The 20,782-nt window shown below is 72.7% G+C and carries 16 protein-coding genes and 1 pseudogene; 4 read left to right on the forward strand and 13 right to left on the reverse strand.

Going from position 1 to position 20,782, the window contains the following annotated elements; all coding sequences use genetic code 11:
- Window positions 1-33: 33 nt before the first annotated feature.
- Window positions 34-735 (forward strand): copper homeostasis protein CutC, encoded by a 702-nt coding sequence (locus tag CS0771_RS24205; RefSeq protein ID WP_212843139.1) that lies wholly within the window; start codon window positions 34-36, stop codon window positions 733-735.
- Window positions 736-756: 21 nt separating this feature from the next.
- Here CS0771_RS24205 and CS0771_RS24210 read toward each other — a convergent pair whose 3' ends face one another.
- The 6 genes from CS0771_RS24210 to CS0771_RS24235 all read right to left on the reverse strand — a co-directional run bounded on the left by CS0771_RS24210 (window position 757) and on the right by CS0771_RS24235 (window position 6,297).
- Window positions 757-1,851 carry a winged helix DNA-binding domain-containing protein gene (locus tag CS0771_RS24210; RefSeq protein WP_212843140.1) on the reverse strand — a complete coding sequence of 365 codons (1,095 nt, stop codon included), beginning with the start codon at window positions 1,849-1,851 and terminating at the stop codon, window positions 757-759.
- Between the two features lie 95 nt (window positions 1,852-1,946).
- Entirely contained in the window at window positions 1,947-3,161 is a 1,215-nt protein-coding gene (locus CS0771_RS24215) for a cytochrome P450 (protein ID WP_212843141.1), read from the reverse strand.
- A gap of 15 nt (window positions 3,162-3,176) precedes the next feature.
- A complete protein-coding gene (locus CS0771_RS24220; RefSeq protein WP_212843142.1) occupies window positions 3,177-4,790 on the reverse strand; it encodes an FAD-dependent oxidoreductase in 1,614 nt (537 codons plus the stop codon).
- Window positions 4,791-4,955: 165 nt separating this feature from the next.
- Entirely contained in the window at window positions 4,956-5,105 is a 150-nt protein-coding gene (locus tag CS0771_RS24225; RefSeq protein WP_212843143.1) for a hypothetical protein, read from the reverse strand.
- Between the two features lie 17 nt (window positions 5,106-5,122).
- Window positions 5,123-6,142 carry a cupin-like domain-containing protein gene (locus tag CS0771_RS24230; RefSeq protein WP_212843144.1) on the reverse strand — a complete coding sequence of 340 codons (1,020 nt, stop codon included), beginning with the start codon at window positions 6,140-6,142 and terminating at the stop codon, window positions 5,123-5,125.
- On the reverse strand, window positions 6,139-6,297 hold the full coding sequence (locus tag CS0771_RS24235; RefSeq protein WP_212843145.1) for a hypothetical protein: 159 nt from the start codon (window positions 6,295-6,297) through the stop codon (window positions 6,139-6,141). Before CS0771_RS24235 ends, CS0771_RS24230 begins: the two co-directional genes overlap by 4 nt.
- 188 nt (window positions 6,298-6,485) lie before the next feature.
- Here CS0771_RS24235 and CS0771_RS24240 point away from each other — a divergent pair, with 188 nt between their 5' ends.
- Window positions 6,486-9,335, forward strand: coding sequence for a BTAD domain-containing putative transcriptional regulator (locus CS0771_RS24240; protein ID WP_212843146.1), 2,850 nt, complete (start codon window positions 6,486-6,488; stop codon window positions 9,333-9,335).
- 10 nt (window positions 9,336-9,345) lie between these two features.
- Here CS0771_RS24240 and CS0771_RS24245 read toward each other — a convergent pair whose 3' ends face one another.
- The 4 genes from CS0771_RS24245 to CS0771_RS24260 form a co-directional block, all read right to left on the reverse strand.
- Entirely contained in the window at window positions 9,346-9,516 is a 171-nt protein-coding gene (locus CS0771_RS24245; RefSeq protein ID WP_212843147.1) for a hypothetical protein, read from the reverse strand.
- Between the two features lie 172 nt (window positions 9,517-9,688).
- Entirely contained in the window at window positions 9,689-10,294 is a 606-nt protein-coding gene (locus CS0771_RS24250) for a hypothetical protein (protein ID WP_212843148.1), read from the reverse strand.
- Between the two features lie 46 nt (window positions 10,295-10,340).
- Entirely contained in the window at window positions 10,341-11,582 is a 1,242-nt protein-coding gene (locus CS0771_RS24255; RefSeq protein WP_212843149.1) for a sulfite exporter TauE/SafE family protein, read from the reverse strand.
- Between the two features lie 131 nt (window positions 11,583-11,713).
- Window positions 11,714-13,057: a metallophosphoesterase gene (locus CS0771_RS24260; RefSeq protein ID WP_212843150.1), complete on the reverse strand. Its 1,344-nt coding sequence runs from the start codon at window positions 13,055-13,057 to the stop codon at window positions 11,714-11,716.
- 495 nt (window positions 13,058-13,552) lie between these two features.
- On the opposite strand from CS0771_RS24260, the gene CS0771_RS24265 reads away from it, so the two are divergent.
- Window positions 13,553-15,148, forward strand: a complete 1,596-nt coding sequence (locus tag CS0771_RS24265) for an MFS transporter (protein ID WP_244870995.1) — start codon at window positions 13,553-13,555, stop codon at window positions 15,146-15,148.
- 14 nt (window positions 15,149-15,162) lie between these two features.
- Here the strand turns inward: CS0771_RS24265 and rph are convergent, their stop codons facing one another.
- From rph to CS0771_RS24280, 3 genes and pseudogenes are all read right to left on the reverse strand, one after another.
- A complete protein-coding gene (rph, locus tag CS0771_RS24270) occupies window positions 15,163-17,751 on the reverse strand; it encodes a rifamycin-inactivating phosphotransferase (protein WP_212843152.1) in 2,589 nt (862 codons plus the stop codon).
- Between the two features lie 153 nt (window positions 17,752-17,904).
- Window positions 17,905-18,338: pseudogene (locus tag CS0771_RS24275) on the reverse strand (VOC family protein).
- 86 nt (window positions 18,339-18,424) lie between these two features.
- Window positions 18,425-19,759: a M23 family metallopeptidase gene (locus CS0771_RS24280; protein ID WP_212843153.1), complete on the reverse strand. Its 1,335-nt coding sequence runs from the start codon at window positions 19,757-19,759 to the stop codon at window positions 18,425-18,427.
- 258 nt (window positions 19,760-20,017) lie between these two features.
- On the opposite strand from CS0771_RS24280, the gene CS0771_RS24285 reads away from it, so the two are divergent.
- Complete coding sequence (locus CS0771_RS24285; protein ID WP_212843154.1) at window positions 20,018-20,575, forward strand: signal peptidase II; 558 nt, start codon at window positions 20,018-20,020, stop codon at window positions 20,573-20,575.
- Window positions 20,576-20,782 lie beyond the last annotated feature (207 nt).

Genomic DNA, 20,782 nt, shown 5'->3' on the forward strand with positions numbered 1-20,782 from the left:
CTTCGGCTCCGGAACCCGCTGTAGGTTCATCCCGTGATCACGGTGGAGATCTGCGTCAGTGACGTGCCGACCGCGCTGGTGGCGGAGGCGGCCGGAGCCGACCGGCTGGAACTGTGCGCCGATCTCGGCCAGGGCGGCACCACGCCGAGCCTGGGCACCGTCGAGGTGGCCCTGCGGACGCTGCGCACCGCCGCGCCACAGGTGATGGTCCGGCCTCGCGGTGGCGACTTCCGGGTCGGCGAACTCGAAGAACAGGTCATGCTCGCCGACATCGCGGCCGTCCGGGCCCTGCCCAACCCGCACGGTCTGCCGGTCGGCGTGGTCGTCGGCGCGCTCACCGACGACGGCCGCCTCGACCTGGCCGTCCTGCGCCGTCTCGTCGCGGCCGCCGGGCCGCTGCCGGTGACCGTGCATAAGGCCTTCGACGAGGTCGACGACCAGTTCCGGGCCCTTGAGGAGATCATCGACCTCGGCGCCGGCGCCGTCCTCACCTCCGGTGCGGCCCCCACCGCGCTCGACGGCGCCGCACGCCTCGCCGCGCTGCGCCGGCGGGTCGGCGACCGGCTGCGGATCATCGCCGCGGGCGGTATCCGGTCGCACAACGTCCGGCTGGTGCTCGACCGGACCGGAGCCCAGGAGATCCACCTGCGTGCGCCGGTGCGCCGGGACGGCCGCGAGGCCACCGACGCCGACGAGGTGCGCCGGGTCGTGGCCGCCACCCGTGCCCTGACCTGAGGACGCGGGCCGCGGCGGCGGTCACCAGCGCGAGTTGAAGCGGACGTCGCGGCGGGTGGCGTCGGGGGCGGCGAACGCCAGCAGCCGCTCGCCCTCCTCGGTCAGCTCCTGCACGTCGCGGGTCGGGATCTGGAACAGCGGCCGCACCACCAGCGTCGCGGCGCCCTTCCTGCGGTCGATCGACCAGATCGCCCGGACGGAGCCGTCGACGAGCACCGTGCCGGGCACGACCCCGGGCACGGCGAAGACGTCACGCCGGTCGCGGTCGTCCATGATCCGGGTGCTGTCGTCGTACGCCGACAACACGGCGTCGAAGTCGGCGAGATACCGCCCCGGCGCCGGGGTGTCCGGGTGCGGCAGCGGCGCGCCGGGTACGTCGAGCAGCTCGACGCCGTCCTCGCCCCGGTAGTCCACGAGCCGGTCGCCGAGGCGCTCGACGACCTCCCGCAGCCCGCCGAGCCCCGACCAGGCCTGCACGTCGCGTACGGTCGCCGGGCCGAACGCGGCGAAGTACCGCACGACCAGGTCGTCGAGCGTCATCCGGGGGCCTTCGGCCGCGCCGAGCCAGTGCTCGGCGGTGGTGTACGCGGGCTGCCCGACCGCACCCCACAGCCCGTGCGGCGGCACCTGCACCAGCGGCACCCCGGCCCGCACCGCCGCCCCGAGCGCGGCCGGCTCGGCCTCCGGCCACCGCGCCGCGAGCGCGGCGCCCAGCTCCTTGACGGTGTACGGCCGCTGCTCGACCAGCGCCCGCCCCGCCTCGGCGACCTGGCCCGGGTCGGCGCCACGCAGCCGCTCACGCAGCGCGGCCGACAGGCTCCGTTCCTGCACGGCATGCAGGAACGGCCCGATGTCCATGGCGTCGCGGGCACTGACCAGGTGCGGCGTGGCCCGCATCAGCGGCGTGCGGACGGCCGCCCGGGAGGTGAGCAGCTCCGACAGGTCCTCGACCGAGAACTCCCGCAGCCGCGTCCACAGCCCTACGTACGGGGGGTTCGGCGCCTGCGCGGGCAGGCCGACCAGGTGCTCGATCGCCTCCAGCGGCCCCAGCGGCGAGCGCTCCAGCAGCAGCTGCCGCGCGAGCACGGCACGGTTGAGATCGCGGCGGGTCAGCATGGGTGGATCATTTCACGGGGACGGTGGCGCGCAGCGCGGCGATCCGGGCCGGCAGCTCCTCGCGCCGGTCGAGCGGCATCATCCAATCCGGCGGGTCAGGACGGGAGGATGCTCTCGTAGGCGATCGGCAGATGGATCGGTCCGCGCAGCACCGGGCTCGGACGGTAGGGCGGCGGATCGGCGACCAGGCGCGGGTTGTGCAGCCGCTTGGCCAGCTGGGTCAGCGCGATCTGCGCCTCCAGGCGGGCCAGCGGCGCGCCGAAGCAGTAGTGGATGCCGCCGGCGAACGACAGGTGAACGTTGTCGGCCCGGTCGGGGTCGAAGCGGTCGGCGTGCGGGATGCACTCCGGGTCGCGGTTGCCCGATGCCAGCATGACGGCGATCGGGTGTCCCTTGCGGATGGTGGTGTCGCCGATCTCGATGTCCGCCACCGCGGTGCGGAACGGCAGGATGTGCACGGACGGTTCGTAGCGCAGCAGCTCCTCGACCAGGCGGATCGCGAAGCGGGGTTCGGTGCGCAGCCGCTCCAGCACGTCGGGGTGGCGCTGCAGGGTCAGCCAGCCGTTGGTGATCAGGTTGACGGTGGTCTCGTGCCCGGCGATGAGCAGCAGCATCAGCGTCGCGAACAGGTCACCGCCCTCCAGCCGCCCGTCGGGGCCGTCGTCGGTGACGTAGCCGGAGATCATGTCGTCGCCGGGTTCGGTGCGGCGGCGCTGGGCGAGCTCGAACATGTAGTTGGACATGTGCTGCCGCGCGTCGTCGCGGGCCTGCGCCTGCTCGGGGGTGGGCCGGGCCAGCGCGTTGACGATCGGGTTCACCCAGGCGCTGAACTTCGGCTCGTCCTCGGGCGGCACCCCGAGCAGGTGGCAGATGACGGCCACCGGGAACGGGTAGGCCACCTCGTCGACGAGATCGACCTCCTGCTTTTCGGCGATCTTGTCGATCAGCCCGGCGACGATCGCCGAGAGCGCCGGGGTCAGCTTGTCGATGAGATCGGGCCGGTGCGGCGGACCGAACTGCCGCATCGCCAGGCGGCGCAGCACGTCGTGGCGGGGCGGGTCGGTGGTGATGAAGCTGTGCGGTCCCTCGGCCGGTGGCACCCTGTCCGCGAACTGGGGCAGCAGGTTGGTCATGTCGGAACTCAGCCGCGGGTCGTGCATGAGCGCGTAGATCTCACGGTACGTGCTGACGACGAAGGTGCCGTCGGACTCCTGCCACACCGGCTGGGAGCGCAGCTTCTCGTACAGCGGCCACGGGTTGGCGCGATTGGCGAAGTCGAGGATCTGGTCGTAGAGGCTGGCCTCGGTCATGGCGTGGTCTCCTGCTCAGCGCCGGCCGCGTACGAGGGTCGCGCGGCGCTCGCTGGGGTCGTGGCCGGTGACCACGACGGTCGCGTCGCGGCCCGGGTAGGTCATGGCGGGGAACTCGGCCGGCACCGGCGTCGGGTCGGCCGGCGGGTTGGTCATGTCGTACGGCGGCGGGAACGGCGCGGCCTGCTCGATGAGCTTCTCGTAGAAGTCGAGCCACTTGCCCTGGTTCCAGGCGACCGCCCCGACGACCCGGCCCTTGTAGCCGTACGCGGCGACGAACTGGCGCTTGTCCACCGACCCCTGCGTGATCGCGATCTGGTCGGCGATCACCGGCACCCCGACCGACTTGATGTTGTTGCCGAACTGCAGCGACCAGAACGCCGACACCTCCAGGTGCGGCCAGCGGTCGGTCTTGCCGCTGATCATGTTGTGCGCGGCGACCTGCGCCTGGGTCACCGAGTTGCCCCAGTGCTCCATGGCCAGGAACTGGTAGCCGAACATCGGCTGCGGCTGGCGGGCGACGTCACCGGCCACGAACACGTCGTCGGTCACCAGGCCGTTGGCGTCGAACGCGCGGCAGCCCGCGTCGCACGCCACCCCCCACATGCCCACGGCCAGGTTCGAGCCCTGCAGCCACTCCACGTTGCGGATGCCGCCCAGCGCGACCACCGCCACGTCGACGTCGAGCGTGGTGCCGTCGGACAGCAGCGCCCGGCGCAGCCGGCCGTCCTCACCCTGCAGCGAGTCGACCCTCGTGTTGACCCGCAGGTCGACCCCGTGCTCGCGCATGATGTCGGCCGCGATCCGGCCGATCACCCCGCCCAAGGCCCCGGCCAGCGGGGCTGGTCCGGCCTCGGCCACGGTCACCGGGATGCCCAGCTCGACACAGACCGACGCCATCTCCGACCCGGTGAACCCGGAGCCGATGACCAACACCCGCCGCGGCTTGGCCAGCAGCCGCTCGCGCAGCCCGGTCGCGTCGGCGCGGGTGCGGATGGTGAAGACGCCGTCGAGCCCGGCCTCCTCCGGTACGAACCACGGTCGCGCGCGGACACCGGTGGCGATCAGCAGCCGGTCGAACCCGACGTGCTGACCGTCGGCCAGGGTGACGAAGTTGTGCTCCAGGTCGAGCCCGGTCGCGGCCACACCGAGCTTCCAGTCGGCGGCGATGTCGCGCCGCCGCGGCAGGGTCGTGTCGGCCGAAGCCGCCCAGCCGGTCTGCACCTGCTTGGACAGCGGTGGCCGGTCGTAGGGCTCCTCGGGCTCGTCACCGATCATGGTCAGCTTGCCGGTGAACCCCTCGGCACGCAGCTGCTCGGCCGCTTTCAGCCCGGCCAGCGACGCGCCCACGATCACGATGCGGCCCTCGTGGCGCAGGCGGTCGTCGCCGTCGGCCGACACGGTCGCGGTCGGCGGCGGGGTCGGCAGGTCGGCCATGTCCACCTGCAGTGCCTGCACCGGGCAGGCGGCGGCGGCGCGCAGCACCTTCTCCTGCAGCTCGTCCGGCGGCGCCGGGTCGAACATCAGCGCCTCGTCGCCGACCATGCGGAACGCCTCAGGCGCCAGGAATGCGCACTGCGCGTACCCCTCACATTTCGTCAGGTCCACCACCACACGCATGGAAGTCATCGTCCCACCGGGGCTGGGCACATCCACATGTTTACGACATTTTGCCGGGCTGGGTTCTTCCACGCCGACGGGCCGCTTCCCTGGTGACCGCGGCGCTCGCCAGGGGTGCGGCGAGCGCGGACCGCCGACGCGACGGTCCGGGCGGGGACCGTCGCGGCGGGAGGTTCAGCCCTTCGTGGTCTCCGGCGGCGGGTCCTTCGGGTTGATGGCCGAGACGGCGCCGCGCTCGGCGGCCGTCGCGGCCGTCAGCGCGGTGCCGCCCAGCACTGCGGCCAGCAGGGCCGCGACAGCGGCCACCCGGGTGGTCACGGACATGCGGTGCTCCTTCGTCATCAGGCCGCACCGGTGGCGTGCGGCTCGGACAGGTAGGTGTTGCCGCCGGGCACGGCGAACCGGTGGAAGCTCACGGTGACGGCCGGATCCAGCGCCCGTACCCAGTGCCACCAGCCGAGCGGGATGAACAGCGCCTCGCCCGGCTCCAGGACGGTCTCCAGCACGGTCGCCGACGCGTAGTCGGGGAACCGCGACAGGTCGGGGGACTCCGCGTCGACGTGGCTGAACGTGCCGCCGCGCGGATACACCAGGTGCCGCTGGAACGACGGCACCAGCCGCACCCGTTTGCGGCCGAGCACCTGGCACAGCAGGATGTTCATGTTGTCGTGGTGCAGCGGCGTGACCGTGCCCGCCGGGCCCAGCAGCAGCGTCATCTCCTCCGGCAGCACGTCGTCCGGCACGATCCCGGCCGGTGGCACGATGTCCTCGCGCATGCCCGCCAGGCCGTCACGCCGCCAGTTCTCGTTGCGCGGCACCATGTAGTTGTCGTTGCTCGGGCCTGCCGCGACCAGGTCCAGGTAGCTGCCGAACGGCATCGGCGTGCGGTGGTCGTCGTAGCGCCAGGCGTGGTCCGGATCGGCCTCCCGGCCCGTCATCACCTCGACCGTCACGTCGCCGAACCGGCGGCGCAGCTCGTCGAACGTCCACTCGCGCGCCGGGCTGCCGTCGAGCAGCCCCTGCAGCACCACGGGCCGGTGGCCGTGGTAGTACCGGGCGAAGAACTCCGCGGGCGCGACGTCGCGGCGCCGTTCCAGCAGGCCGCCGCCGTCGGCCGCGCGCAGCTGCCCGTACGCGTCCAGCAGCGCCTCGGCCCGGCCGTACTCGGCGGCGATCCGCCGGGCGGCGGCCAGGTACGGGTGGGCCGAGGCCCGCTCGACCTCCGCCGCGGCGGCCACCGGGTCGTGCCCGGCGTTGCGCAGCGCCGCGACGATCTCGCCGTCCGGCACGCCGAGGGCGACGTTCTCGGCCACCCAGCTGCGCCAGCTCGCGTCCAGGGCGGTCACCGACGGTGCGGTCACGCCCCGGCCTCGCTGCCCGGCGCCGGTGGCGGGGTGGGCCGGCGCGGCGCCCGCGCAGGCAGGGTGATGCACTCGACGTAGTTGCTGCGCACGTGCGCCGGGATCGAGTCGGGCGCGCCGCCCGCACCCGCGACGGGACGAAGGGTCGGCTTCATCGAGGCTCCTGTCGGCCGGGCGGCGGGCAGGTCCCGCCGCGCCCGGTCAACCTGCCGCCGCCCGCTCGCAGCACGCGTGCAACGCGCTTGCACCGCAGCTCAGCCCCTACCCGCCGCCGCTGTGGGCAGCCATGTGCACCGCGCCGGTACCGTGTGTCACCGCTGTCGACACACCGCCGAGGAGTCACGTGGAGTTCCGGATCCTGGGGCCGTTGGAGGTCCACTCCGGTGGCAGCGACCTCAACCTGGGCGGACCCAAGCCGCGCCTGATCCTCGCCTCGCTGCTGCTGGCGGGACGCGGGGTCGTCACCGTGGACCGGCTCATCGCCAACGCGTGGGGCGAGCAGCCGCCGCCGAGCGCGGTCAACGCGCTGCAGACCTACGTGTCCCGGCTGCGCGCGGCGCTCGGCGGCGACACCCTGTCCCGCCGACCGGCCGGCTACCTGCTCGACATCGCGGCCGACCAGGTCGACGCGCACCGGTTCGAGCAGGCCCTGGCCGGCGGCCGCCGCCTCCTGGCCGCGGGGGACAGTGCGGCGGCGCTGGACGCGCTGGCCGCGGCGCAGGCCCTGTGGCGTGGTGGAGTGCTGTCCGACCTGTCCGAGGCACCCTTCGCCCAGGGCGAGATCCTGCGCCTGTCCGAACTGCGGCTGGTGGCGGCCGAGACGCACGCCGAGGCGCTGCTGGCCGCCGGGCGCACCGCCGAGGCCGTCGCCGCCGCCCACGCCCTGGTCGCCGAGCACCCGCTGCGCGAACGCGCCCGCGCCCACCTCATGCTGGCCCTGTACCGCGACGGCCGCACCACCGAGGCCCTCGACGCCTACCGGGAAGCCCGGCGGCTGCTCAACGAGGAGTTCGGCATCGACCCGGGCACGCAGCTGACCGCGCTGGAAGGCGCGATCCTGCGCCAGGACCCGGCCCTGACGCCGGCTCACCCGGTGCCCGCCGGCCCGGCACACCAGCCCTCGCCGTCGGCGGTCCAGGCCCCGGCCAGGCCCTTGGCCAAGACGCAGGCGAGCGGCCAGGCAGGACAGCTCGGCCGGGTGGATCTGCCTGCCGACAGGTTCATCGGCCGGCAGCGGGAGACGGCCTGGATCCACCACGCCCTGACCGAGCACCGCCTGGTCACCCTCACCGGACCCGGCGGCAGTGGTAAGACCCGCCTGGCCCGGCACGCCTGCCACGACCGCGGACTGCCCGTCCACCTGGCTGAACTCGCCGAGCTGACCGACGCCACGCTGCTGGAGGCCACCCTGGCCCAGGCGTTCGGGCTCGCCGTGCTCGCCGACCTCACCACCGTGGCGGCGGCGCTCGGCGACGGCCCCGTCCTGCTGCTGCTGGACAACTGCGAGCACCTGACGCAGGAGCTGGCGCCGGTGGTGGCGCGCCTGCTGGCCGACGTGCCGGGGCTGCGGATCGTCGCCACCAGCCGCAGCCCGCTCGGCGTGGCGGGGGAGCGGTTGCTGCCGGTGGAGCCGCTCGGCCTGGCCGAGGCCGCCGAACTGTTCGGCGACCGGGCCGCCGCGCTGTCCCCGCACTGGCGGCCCACCGCCGAGGAGCTGACGACGGTCCGCGGCATCTGCGCGTCCGTCGACGGCCTGCCGTTGGCCGTGGAGCTGGCCGCCGGTCAGACGGTCGTCCTGTCCCCGGCCCAGATCCTCGCCGGGCTGGACCGGCTGGAGGCGGGCAGCCTGCGCCGGGACCTGCCCGACCGGCACCGCACCATGCGCAACACCATCGACGTCAGCCACCGGCTGCTCGACGACGGCCAGCGCGACCTGTTCGGCCGGCTCAGCGTGTTCGCGGGGGCCTTCGACCTCGACGCCGCGGCAGCCGTGGCGGGCACCGCCGCCGGCGGGATCCTGCCCGCGCTGACCGGCCTCATCACCGGATCCATGCTGGCCACCGTGCCGGACACCAGCCCCCGCCGCTACCGGATGCTGCAGACCCTGCGCCAGTACGCCGACCGCGGCCTGAGCGAACCGGACCGCCTGGACCTGCGCCGGCGGCACCTGCGGTGGATCTCGCCGCTGGCCGCCGAGGCCGATCGCGGGCTGCGCGGGGCCGACGCCCCGCACTGGCTCGCGGTGCTGCGCTCGGCGCAGGCCGACGTGCGCGCCGCGCTCGGCCACGCCCTTTCCGGTGCGGACCCGCACGCCGGGCTGCGCCTGGCCGCCGACGCGTCATGGTTCTGGTACCAGCGCGGACACATCGCGGAGGGGCACCGCTGGCTGCTCGGCGCGCTGGACGCCGCCCCGGAGGCGCCGGCCGAGGACCGGGCCCGCGCGCTGACCGGTTTGGCCTGCCTGCGCTACCTCATCGGGGACTTCGTCGGCGCGGGGCAGGCCATCACCACCGCCGTCGAGCTGGCGACCGCGGGCGGCAGCGCGGCCACCCTCGCCCGCGCGCACGCTTACCACACCTACTACCTGGCGCTGGTCGGGCGCGGGGAGGACGCGGCGGCCGCCGCCCGGGGCGCGGTCGCACGGTCGCGGGACACCGGGCTGGACTGGCTGCTGGCCGAGGCGCTGATCATCGCGGGGTTCGTGGCGCGGCTGCGCGGCGACGCCGAGGCGGCGGCGTCCACCCTGGACGAGTCGGTCGAGGTCGGCGACCGGTGCGGCTTCGCGTGGGCGGCCGGCTCGGGCCTGTGGAACCGGGCCGGTCTGGCCGTCGACCTCGGCGACCTCGACACGGCGGAGCGGGCCGTCCGCCGGGCCGTACGCGAGCTGGACCGCCACGACGACCTCACCGGCTGGCTGACCTGCCTGAACCTGCTTGCCGGGATCCTCAGCATGACCGGCCGCGGTTACGACGGGGCGGTGCTGCTCGGTGCGGTGCAGGCCCTGGGCGGCCGGGTCGGCTACGACCCGCTGCGGATGGACCCGCTCAACGGCGAGCGCACCGTCGCCGCGGTGGCCGCGTCGGTGACCGCCGCCGACCACGCCGCCGCGCTGCGGCAGGGTGCCGGCCTGAGCCGTGCGGAGGTCAGCGCGTTCGTGACCGCGACGGACGGCGCCGCGCCCCACCGGAGCTGATCGCGCCCGCTCAGCCGCGCGGGCCCTTCGGCGGGATGTCGTACACCTCGGCGACGGTGCGCGGCGGCACCGTCGCCACGGCCCGCAGCGCGGCGGCCACGGCCGGCGCCAGGGTCAGGGCCAGCGCCAGGGTCAGGGCCGGCAGGACCGGGGCGGCCCCGCGGATGGTGGTGGTCGGCATGTCCGCCTCCTCAGTGCTCGGCATCGGCGGTCCGGCCCGCCGCACGGCGGGTGCGGTGGGCCGGATCGCGCCGAGCATGCCGGTGGCGCCGTGCCACGGGCGTGCAGTCGGCGTGCAGCCGGCCCGCGGGCTGGGTGGCGCGGCGCCGGATCCGCCGGCCGGTGCGGTCCGCTCAGGCGCAGGCCGACAGGACGGTCTTCTCCGCGGTTCGCAGCGCGGGCGACTCGATCACGGCCTGGAGCTTCGCCTGTTCGCCGTCGGAGCCTTCGACGGCGACGATCGCCTGCTCGACCGCCAGCTGGTAGGCGGCGATCTTCGCCTTGAGCTTCGCGTCGGCGGTGAGCTCGGCTGACTCGGCCACACCGACGTGCATGGCGGTGTAGACCGCGTTCAGGTCGGTGGTGGCCTTGGCGAGGTCGTCCCGCGACAGCCCGCTGCGGCCGAGGACGGCCGCCACCGGCGCGAGCGCGTCGACGGCGGTCCTGCGGGCAGCGGTCACCGCATCGCACGCGTCGGCGATCCGCGGATCGAGCGTTCGCGCAGGCGCGGCAGGGACCGTGGTCGCGCCGGCGGCGGCGGTCGGGGTGGGGGTCACGGTCGGGGCCGGACCGGCTGAGGTGGTTTCGGCGGCCGGTGTGGCGGGGCCGGTCGGTGTGCCGGGGCCGGTGGCGGCGGTCGGGGTGGCCTGGCCGCAGGCGGCTGCTGCGGCCAGGGCGAGACCGGCCAGCGCGGTGGCCATCAGCACGGTGCCTGGACGACGTCCGGTGTCGGGTCGCACGGAAACTCCTTCTGCCCGCTCGGCTGCCCGGCGGGTCGGATCAGGTTCAGAAAGCGAGCGCGGCGCGAGCGGCCAGGCCGAAACCGACCACGATGATGACGGAGGCGGTCGCCTCGGCGGGCACGGTGAGCCGGCCGAGCCACGCCCAGCGGTCGCGTGCCCGGAGCAGCAGCAGACCGGCGGCGGTGAGCATGGCCGCCATGCCCAGCCCGTACACGATGATCAGGATGATGCCGAACCAGAGGCGGCCCAGCGCTGCCGCGCCCAGCAGCACGACCAGTGCCGTGGGGCTCGGCACGAGGCCACCGGCGACGCCGAGCGCGGTGAGGCTCCGGCGGCGGCCGTCGTGGTCGTGGCCGTGGTGATGGTGATGGTGGTGGTGCGCTCCGTGGTGGTGATGGTGGTGCTCCGCTCCGTGGCGGTGCGCCCGCCGGTGACGCAGGCCGCTGACGAGCAGGCCGACCCCCACGACGGTGATCAGGACACCGCTGGCCACGCCGAGCCAGCTGAGCACCGATTCGGCGGCCAGGCCCGCGAACGTGGTGGTGGCGATGCCGAGGATCAGCACCCCGGCGGTGTGCGTGAGGGTGACGGTGCCGCCGACGATGACCGCGTCCCGCCGCCGCCCCTGCCGTCCGGCCAGGTACAGAGCCATCACGGTCTTGCCGTGCCCGGGAAGTGCCGCGTGCGCGGCGCCGAGCAGCGCCGCGAAGAGCACGGCGAGCAGCAGCACCTGCGGGGACGGGTCGCCGACGGCGCGGGCGAGCCACGCCTCGGCGCGCGGCAACCAGCCGCTCCGCGGCGCGGGGGCGGTGACCGGTGCGCTCGCGCCGGCTCCGGGCTGCAAGGTCACCTGTGCCGACCGTTCGTAGGGCGGCAGGGTCGCCGGCAGGGGGACGCCCGCCCCGGCCAGCACGATCTGGTTGGCGCCGACCCGATCGGGAAGGTATCCGTTCACGACGGAGATGGACGCCGACGGGTCCACCCGGGCCGGGGACGACATGCGGCAGGTGAGCCGGATGGTCTCCATGCCCGCGGGGCCCTGCCGCTTCGCCTCCTGGGACTGCAGGGTCCACCGCAGCGGCGCCTGTCCGACAGCGGCCCGCAGCTCGGTGGCGAAGGCGGCGCAGTCGGGTGTGAGCTGTTTGGCCGCCACCTCTCCGACGTCGAGCACGGCGACGACGTCCACCCGGTCGGTGTGCAGGGTCACCTCGACCACCTGGTCGACGGAGAACGGGGTCAGCGGGTGGGCGGCGATGGCCGCGCCGAGCAGGACCGTGAGGATCACGAGACACACTCCGTGGCGGTTGTTGACGCACGAGGGCTGATGCGGCGGTGGCGGGTGGGGGTGGGCGGTCGCGCCGCACCCCCACCCGGTCAGTGCACGTGCACGTACGGATGACGCGGCGTCACCGCGGGTCAGCTGATCCGGGTGACCTTCACGGCGTCGGCGATGACGTACCCGGTCCCGGCGGTCCAGCGGCTGACGCCCACCTTGTTCTCGTCACCGGCGGACAGCGTGAAGTTGCCGAGGGAGACCCATTTGCCGCCGTTGGCACGCTGGTTGACGTTCACGATCTGGTTGCCGGTCGGGGTCACCACGATGTACGGCGTCACGTCGTTGTATCCGGCGTTCGCCGAGTACCAGACCGCGACCTGGTAGGTGCCCGTCGCCGGGATGTCGACCTTGTACCAGGCCGGATCGCTGGACGAGACGGGATCGGCGAAGCGGTAGTCCGCGCCGTACCGCTGGCTGGAGTAGGTCGACGTCCCCCAGCTCGCGCTCGCGGTGAACCGGCCCGGGGTCGTGTTGTCGACGACGGTGCTCCACGCGGCGGGGATCAGGTTGATGTTGCTGAGGACGAACTGGTTCGCCGCGTCGGTCTTGTACGTGTTGAGGAAGGGGGAGTAGGTCTTGATGTCGAGCGTCTTGGCGTTCGGGTCGAACGTCATGATGCGCAGGAAGCTGTTGGGGTCGCGCTGGGAGGAGTTCTGGTAGTCGGCCTGGATCTGGTGCACGGTGTTGCCCTTGGTGCCCTGCTGGGTGATCACACCGGCGTTGACGTAGTGGCCGGAGAACGTGAACCGGAAGTTGCCCTGCTTGCTGACCAGGTTGGTCCACAGGTTGTTGCCGTTGGTGTCCTTGGTGGTGCCGTTCTGGTAGGCGTGGGTGACCAGGATGGCGTTGTGGTTGGGGTGCGCGGCCACCACGGAGTTGGCCCAGGTGATCTCCGCGGCGCTGGGCGCGTACTTCATCGCCACCACCAGCCAGTCCACGCCGCCCGCGCTGAACGTGTGGTAAGTGTTGTCGTTCTGGTTGGCGGGATAGGTCCCGCCGAACGACGGCAGCGCGGTGAAGGTCGACCGCGGGTAGTGGGTGTTGTACCGGGTCGCCGCGCGGGTGGTGACCGAGTCCAGGTCGTGGTTGCCCGGCCCGATGATGTAGGGCACGTCGTCGGTGGGCAGGCCCATCGCGCTCTTGCTGTTGTTCCACTGGGCTAGCTGGTCGGAGTTGTCGACCACGTCGCCGACGTGCAGCACGTACTTGATGTTCCGGGCCGATCGCTGGTCGGCGACCCACTGCATCTGCGCCCGGTACACCTCCGGCCAGTACTCCGAGGCGTACTGGGTGTCCGGCAGCATGACGATCGTGAAGGTCTCCGCGGCCAGCGCCTGCGCGGGTGCCGCAGGGCCGTGTAGGACCGTCACCATGAGCGCGGTCAAGGCCGCCCCGAGCAACCGGGTGGTCTTGGTGATCCTCATTCGTTCCTTCCTTCGTCGGTCGGTGGAGCAGGACCGTGCGGCACGTGGCATGAAGGACCGTTCCCGGCCCGGCCTGGGCGGAAGGGGCATCCACATTGCACTGACGAAGAAAGTTTCCGAACCTGGTCGATGACCCGCAACTAACCTTTAGCGATTGATGTCAATCTGTGACGTGCCGTCCTCAACGGTTCACGCACCGCTCACCTGCGATAAAGGTCGGCCCGGGCGCCACGGCCGGAGCGAGGTCGACCACATCATCGCGGCCGGATCCGCGGACATGGAAGGTCGTGTATCTGAATCCCGTCGTAACGGTTGCCGAACGGCTCGGAATGTCGTCCCGCAGCCAGGAGGCGGGAGAGCGGCGTGACCCTGTCCCCAATGCCCGGTGGAGGGCTTAATCGCCGGATAAGGTGTTTGATGCGGTATAAGCCCGTACGCGGCGGCCTCGCCGGCCGCGTAGCCCGCCGTGACCGCGTCCCCGGAAAGGAACGCCACGTGAGCAGCCCAACCGAACCGGAGACGGTGGCCCCGCCCAGACAAGGCCGGGTGCTGACCGCGTTGATCCTCGTCGCGGCCGTGGCCAACCTGAACCTCGCCGTCGCCAACGTCGCGCTGCCGGACATCGGCCTGGCCTTCGACTCCTCGCAGACGGCCCTGAACCTGGTCGCCGTCGCGTACTCGCTCGGGCTGGCCTGCTCGGTGATCTACCTGGGCGCGCTCGGTGACCGGTACGGCCGCAAGCTGATGCTCGTGGCCGGCGTCGGCCTGTCGGTCCCCGCCTGCCTGCTGGCCGCGTACGCCCCCAGCGACACCGTCCTGATCGTGGCGCGGCTGCTCGGCGGCTTCGCTGCGGGCATGGCCTACCCGACGACCCTGGCACTGATCACCGCACTGTGGTCCGGCGCCGCCCGCACCAAGGCGATCGCGCTGTGGTCGGCGACCGGCGGGGCGATCGCGGCGCTGGGGCCGCTGGCCGCGGGCTTCCTGCTGGAGCACCACTGGTGGGGGTCGGTCTTCCTGCTCACCCTGCCGCTGGCGGCCGTCGCGCTCATCGCCGCGCTCGTGCTGGTCCCCGCGCACGTCAACGAGACCACCGAGCCCGTCGACAACCTCGGCGGCGTGCTGTCCGTGGCGCTGGTGGGCGCGCTCATCCTCGCCATCAACTTCGCCCCGGTGCCCGGCTCCACGACCCTGGTCGCGGTCTTCGCCCTGGTCACCGTCGTTGCCGGCGCCGCGTTCGCCGTACGCGAGCGCCGTGCCGCCAACCCGCTGTACGACCTGAACATCGCCTCGCGCCGCATCTTCTGGGTCGCCGCGTGCGCCGGCATCATCGTGTTCGGCTCGCTCATGGGCGCGATGTTCATCGGCCAGCAGTTCCTGCAGAACGTCCTGGGCTACTCGACCATCGATGCGGGAATGGCGATCCTGCCCGCCGCCCTGTTCATGGTCGTCTGCGCGCCCCGCTCGGCCAAGCTCGTGGAGACCCACGGCGCGCGCTTCACGCTGCTCGTCGGATACGTGTTCGTGCTGCTCGGCTTCCTCACCATGCTGCTGCTGTGGGGCGAGGGCGCCGCCTACTGGAAGATCGGCCTCGGCTACGCCTTCATCGGCGCCGGAGTCGGGTTCGCCGGCACCCCGGCCTCGCGCTCGCTGACCGGGGCCGTGCCGGTCACCCGCGCGGGCATGGCATCGGGCACCGCCGACCTGCAGCGCGACCTCGGCGGCGCGATGATGCAGTCGATCTTCGGGGCGCTGCTGACCGCCGGCTACACCGCAGCGGCCACCGCCGACCTCGCCACGGCGCCCCCGGCCGACGTGAACGCGAGCGTCCAGGCGCAGCTGACCAAGTCCTTCGCCGGCGCCGCGGCCACCGCCCAGCAGTACCCCCAGTACAGCGAGCAGATCACCGCCGCGGCCAAGACCGCGTTCCTGGAGGGTGACCAGTGGGCACACCTCGCCGGCGTCATCGCCGTCCTGATCGGTGGGGCACTGGTGTACTTCTTCTTCCCCCGGATGCAGGACGAGCGGGAGCTGCTCGCCGCGTACCACGCCCAGGACACGGCGCGGGCACCGGCGGTCGAAAGCCGCTGACCAGGCGGCCGTGGTCAGGGCAGCAGCTCGACGTAACCGTCGCTGCCGTACACGCGGATCCGCTGCCCGTCGGCGATCAGCCGGGTCGCGTCCGCCACCCCGACGACGGCGGGGAGGCCGTACTCCCGCGCGATCACCGCGCCGTGTGTCATCAGCCCGCCCACCTCGGTCACCAGGCCGGTGACGGAGACGAAGAGGGGTGTCCAGCTCGGATCCGTGTGCGGCGTGACGAGGATGTCACCGGGTTCGAGATCAGCCTGAGCCAGGTCCAGGATGACGCGGGCCCGCCCCTCGACGGTCCCGGCGGAGACCGGCAGGCCGGCCAGCGCACCGGCCGGCACGTCGTCGCGCCGGTACGCCCCGGAGACGGCCTCACCGTCCGAGGTCAGCACCCGCGGCGGCCTGAGCGCCTGGTACGACCGGAACGCGTCCTTGCGCTCCTCGATGAGCCGCGCATCCACGCCGCCCGAACGCACGGCGTCGTGCAGCTCCTGGAACGTCAGGTAGAACGCGTCCTCCGCGTCGGGCAGCGCGCCCGACCGCACGAGCCGTTCGGCCTCTGCGACCAGGGCCTGCTTGTAGACGAAGTAGCGGCTGACGATGTCGTACTTCGGGTACTCCCGATACCCGATGAAGGTCCGGACGCGGTCGATCATCCGCTTGGTCTCGCCGGCCTTCCGGTCCCCGTCCGGCAGGGCCCGCAGGCGTGACAGCACGTCCTGCTCCTTCTGCAGCGCCTGCTGCCGCCCCCGCTCGAAGCGCCGCGCGGCGGCGCCCGGCTCGAAGTTCCGGACGTTGTCGAGGATCGCCGGCACCAGCGTGGCCGGGCGCTCGCGCCAGCGCGGGCGGGTGATGTCGATCTCGCCGACGCAGCGCATGCCGTACCGGTCCAGGTATGCCTCGATGGCGTCGCGCGCGGCAGCCCCACCGGCGAGCTTCGGCAGCTCGTCCAGGAAGGCGTCGTCCACCCCGGTTTGAAGGAAGGCCACCACCGCCGGGTGCGGGCGGATCACGTCGGCGACGTCGAGCAGCGCCAGCCCCATCTCCGACGTGATGTTGCCGGGGGCGGACAGCGTGAGCGTGTCGGCCGCGTTCTTCTCGCCCAGCCACTCCTGCAGCCGGTCGTTGAGCCACCAGGTGGCCTCCATACCCGCCATGATCGCCTGCATGCTCAGCGGCTGGGCGAGGACGCGTTTGTGCTCCTGGACCGCCTCCAGCAGGAACTCGAACAGCGCCGGTCCGCTGTGGTCCGCGATGTCGCGCCGCAGCGCCGCCAGGGACGCCTGACTGCGCTCGATCAGCTCGGCGACGATGGCCGGATCCGTCTCGAGCGGGGCGGGCGCGCCACCGGGCGACGGACCGGCGGGACCGTCGTCAGGCAGCGTCGGGATGAAGTCGCCGCGCTCGAGTACGGTCTCCAGCGCGTCCCTGACCAGCGGATCGCCCTTGCCCATCAGCTCCAGCAGGGCGGCGCGGTTCGCGGGCGAGGCCAGGCGCCGGGCGACGTCGACGAACAGCCTCCCGCCCGCCTCGTGCATCGGCGCCATGGCCGTGAGCTGCCACATGGACAGCCCCAGCGGCTTCATCGCGTCGGTCATCATCTGCTGGTGGCCCACGGACACATAGAGGTGATTCTCCTGGTCGTGCGCGGTGGGCACGGGGAACAGCGTGGTGACCGGCCGGCTCTGCACGATCTGGAAGCCGTCGCCGTCCAGGCACCATTCGATGTCCTGTGGACAGCCGAAATGCGCCTCGATCCGCCGTCCCAGCTGTACCAGCTGCACGACCTGGGCATGCGTCAGCGCCGGCTGCTCCTGCCGCTGCGGGTCGATCGCCACCTCCCGCGTCCCGCCGCCAGGCAGGGCGCTGACGGCACGCTGCTTGGCGGAGACCACCTCGGCGATCACCTCGCCGTCGCGCACCTTGAAGACGTCCGGGTTCACCAGGCCGGAGACCAGGGCCTCGCCCAGGCCGAACCCGGCGTCCACGGTGGCGACCTTCCGGTTGCCCGTGACCGGGTCGGCCGTGAACAGGATGCCGGACGCTTCGGGGAAGACCATCCGCTGCACGACCACGGCCATGTGCACCGTGCGGTGATCGATGCCGTTGCGCAGGCGGTACGTCACGGCCCGCTCGGTGAACAGCGACGCCCAGCACCGGCTGACGTGATCGAGGATCGCTTCCGGCCCGATCACGTTCAGATACGTGTCCTGCTGTCCGGCGAAGGACGCCGTCGGCAGGTCCTCCGCCGTCGCGCTGGACCGCACGGCGTAGGCCGCGTGCTCGCCGTGCCGGGCGAGCGCGCCGGTGATCGCCGCCGCCAGTTCGTCCGGGACGGCGATCCTTTCAACGGTCCGGCGGATCTCCGCGCTGAGCGTGCGGATCGACTCCCGGTCGTCCGGGTTCAGGCGCGACAGCCGGCCGAGCTGATCGCCGAGCGCCGGCGCCTGCGCCATGACCTGCCGGAACGCGTCCGTCGTCACGCAGAACCCGCCGGGCACGCGGATGCCCTCGATCCGCGACAGCACGCCCAGGTGCGCGGCCTTGCCACCGACGACCGCCAGTTGCGTCCCGTCGACCTCTTGCAGCTCCAAGACACCCACGTCGTGCCCCCTGTCCTCGTCGGCGCCGGGTCCGGCCGCCGATTCTGCGGCAAGACCGGGGTCTTGCCGCAAGACCCCGGGTGCGCTATACGTTAGAAGTGGCAGGCAGCGTTCTTCCTGCCTCTTCTTCTGTCGTCGCCGCGTGGCGGGCGCTCAGTCGAGACAGAACTCGTTGCCCTCGACGTCCTGCATCAGCAGGCACGACTCGTTGTACTCATCGGCACGCCACAGGTGCACGCGCGTCGCGCCGAGCGCGACCAGCCGGGCGCATTCGGCCTCCAGCGCGGCCACGCGCTCCTCACCCTTGAGTCCGGTGCCGACCCGCACGTCGAGATGCACCCGGTTCTTGACGACCTTGCCCTCCGGCACGCGCTGGAAGTACATCCGCGGGCCCGCCCCGAGGGATCCATGGCGACGGCCCCGGCACCCTGGCGCTCAGGCGGCAGCGTGCGTTCGTAGTCGTCCCACGTGGCGAAGCCCTCCGGCGGCGCCGGGACGACGTACCCCAGCACCTCGCACCAGAAGCGGGCGACGCGCCCAGGCTCTGCGCAGTCGAAGGTGACCTGAACCTGCTTGATCGACTTCATCACCACACCATAGAGGCAAGACCTTCATCGTTCCCGCGGCCCGCTGCTCGCGGCGGGAGCGCGGACACGCTCCCGCCGCATGGGCGTCAGCCGGCGAGGGCGATGTCGGTGACCTGGCCGCCGCCCGCCATCGTCAGCCACGAGGTGTACGGACCCTGCTTGGCGTAGTAGCTGCCGCTGCCGATGAACCCGAACCAGTCCTGGCCGTTGACGGCGACGTCGCGCACCTGCCCGCCGGTGGCCAGCGCCAGCCATTCGGCGTACAGCCCGGCCTTGGCGTAGAAGTCGCCCGACTGGATCCAGCCGATCCAGTTCCCGGCGAGCACCACCTTGGTCGCGCCACCGGCGTTGACCGCCCGCCACGATGCGTACGGGCCGTCCTTGGCGTTCAGGATCCCCGCCGCGTTGACGAACGCGAACCGCTCGCCGCTGATCGCGATGTCGCGCACCTGCCCGCCGCCGGCCATGGTCAGCCAGCCGCCGAAGATGCCCTGCTTGGCCAGGAAGTCGCCGCCCTGGATCAGCCCGATCCAGTCGCCGTTCAGCTCCACCCGGGTCGCGCCACCGGCGTTGATCGCCTGCCAGGCCGCGTACGGCCCGTCCTTGACGTACGCGACGCCCGCCGTGTTGACGAACGCGAACCGGTCGCCGCTGATGGCGATGTCGCGCACCTGCCCGCCGCCGGCCATGGTGAGCCAGCCGCCGTAGACGCCGTCCTTGGCGTAGAAGCTGCCGCCCTGGATCCAGCCGATCCAGTTGCCGCCGAGCACCGCCTTGGTGGCGCCGCCCGCGTTGACCGCCTGCCAGGAGGCGTACGCGCCGTCCTTGACGTGCAGCACGCCCGCCGCGTTCACGAAGGCGAAGCGTTCGGCGACGGCACCCGCGGCGGGCAGGTCGGCGAACGGCAGGTTGATCGCCGAGCCCTTGGTGACCGTGCCGCCGCACGTGTACGCCGGGCTGATGCCGTAGACGGCGTTGTTGCGCCAGATCTCGAAGTGCAGGTGCGGGCCGGTGGAGTTGCCGGTGCTGCCGACGTACCCGAGCAGCTGGCCCTGGCTCACCGCCTGCCCGGCGCCGACCGACGGCGCCTGCACCAGGTGCAGGTATCGGGTGACGTAGCCCGCGGCGTGGGAGACGGTGACGGTGTTGCCGCCGCCGGAGGTCCACCCGGCGAACGTCACCGTGCCGGGATAGGCCGCGCCGATCGCCTTTCCGCTGTTGGCGGCGATGTCGACGCCGTAGTGGTCACTGTCGGTGCTGCCGCAGCGGTTGGACAGCACGCCGGTGACGACGCCGTCCACCGGCTGGATCATCGCGCCGGTCTGCGCGGCCGCGGGCTGCGCCGGGACGAGCACCAGCGTGCCCCACAGCGCCGTGACCGCGAGGGTCCACCAGGTTCTCTTCGCCGCTCGACCTGTCATCGACCGTCATCTCCTTCCGGGGGTGTGGCCGGAGAAGTTAGCAACAGCCGCGTACAGGGCGTGTACATGTCGGGATAGGAGCTGGTCACACGCGGCTTGGCGCGGGAGGTGCACGCGGCGGGCCCCGCGGCTCCTGCTGTTCGGCGACATCGCGCCAGAGCGCCGCCCGGCGGGAGGCACGCGGATCGTGAAGATCGTTCGCGGGTGGGTTACTGTTGCCAGCCGGCGAGCTGGTCAACGGCGTACGGAGAGATCGTGATGGCGACAGTGCAGTCTGAGTCCACCGCCCCCGGGCGCCGCGCCTCGCGGCAGTTCGCGGTCGTGCTCGCCCTGGCCGCGGTGCTGGTGGTGGTGGACCAGCTGACCAAGTGGTGGGCGGAGGCCGCGCTGACCGGCCGGGCGCCGATCGCGGTCATCGGCGAGCTGATCCAGCTGCGGCTGACCTACAACCCGGGAGCCGCGTTCTCCATCGGCACCGAGTACACCTGGGTGCTGACGCTGTTCGCGGCGGCGACGGTCGCGGTGATCACCTTCGTCGCCCGGCGGGTGCGGTCGCGGGCCTGGGCGGTGGGGCTGGGCCTGGTGCTCGGCGGGGCGACCACCCACCTGCTGGACCGGCTGCTGCGGGAGCCGGGTTTCGCGCGCGGCCACGTGGTGGACTTCATCGACTACGGCCCGTTCGTGGGCAACGTCGCGGACATCGCGCTGGTGCTGGGCGTGGCCCTGACCATGGTGCTCAGCCTGCGCGACATCCCGATGAGCGGACCCGCCGCCGAGCCGGAGACCACGCCTGATCAACCGGCCGTGACGCCGTAGCACCGCATGCTCGACCGATCCGGCCGTCGTCGGTGGCGGTGCTGCTGATCGACGGTCCTGGGCGAAGCGGTCGCCCGGGGCTATGGGCTGACCGACCCCACCGGTCGGCGCCTGCGGTCCCACCGGTGGGTCCGCCCCGCCGATCCCTGCTGACCGGCTGACCCGAGGCCGCCACGCCACATCGGAGTAAGGCCGGGGGGTGAGCAC

The organism is Catellatospora sp. IY07-71 (assembly GCF_018326265.1).
Classification (GTDB): domain Bacteria; phylum Actinomycetota; class Actinomycetes; order Mycobacteriales; family Micromonosporaceae; genus Catellatospora.

Excerpts from the sequence above, each read along its gene's own strand:
- CS0771_RS24210 (WP_212843140.1), bottom strand. The coding sequence starts at position 1,851 with ATGCTGACCCGCCGCGATCTCAACCGTGCCGTGCTCGCGCGGCAGCTG.
- CS0771_RS24215 (WP_212843141.1), bottom strand. The coding sequence starts at position 3,161 with ATGACCGAGGCCAGCCTCTACGACCAGATCCTCGACTTCGCCAATCGC.
- CS0771_RS24220 (WP_212843142.1), bottom strand. The coding sequence starts at position 4,790 with ATGACTTCCATGCGTGTGGTGGTGGACCTGACGAAATGTGAGGGGTAC.
- CS0771_RS24225 (WP_212843143.1), bottom strand. The coding sequence starts at position 5,105 with ATGTCCGTGACCACCCGGGTGGCCGCTGTCGCGGCCCTGCTGGCCGCA.
- CS0771_RS24235 (WP_212843145.1), bottom strand. The coding sequence starts at position 6,297 with ATGAAGCCGACCCTTCGTCCCGTCGCGGGTGCGGGCGGCGCGCCCGAC.
- CS0771_RS24245 (WP_212843147.1), bottom strand. The coding sequence starts at position 9,516 with ATGCCGACCACCACCATCCGCGGGGCCGCCCCGGTCCTGCCGGCCCTG.
- CS0771_RS24260 (WP_212843150.1), bottom strand. The coding sequence starts at position 13,057 with ATGAGGATCACCAAGACCACCCGGTTGCTCGGGGCGGCCTTGACCGCG.
- CS0771_RS24280 (WP_212843153.1), bottom strand. The coding sequence starts at position 19,759 with ATGACAGGTCGAGCGGCGAAGAGAACCTGGTGGACCCTCGCGGTCACG.
- CS0771_RS24285 (WP_212843154.1), top strand. The coding sequence starts at position 20,018 with ATGGCGACAGTGCAGTCTGAGTCCACCGCCCCCGGGCGCCGCGCCTCG.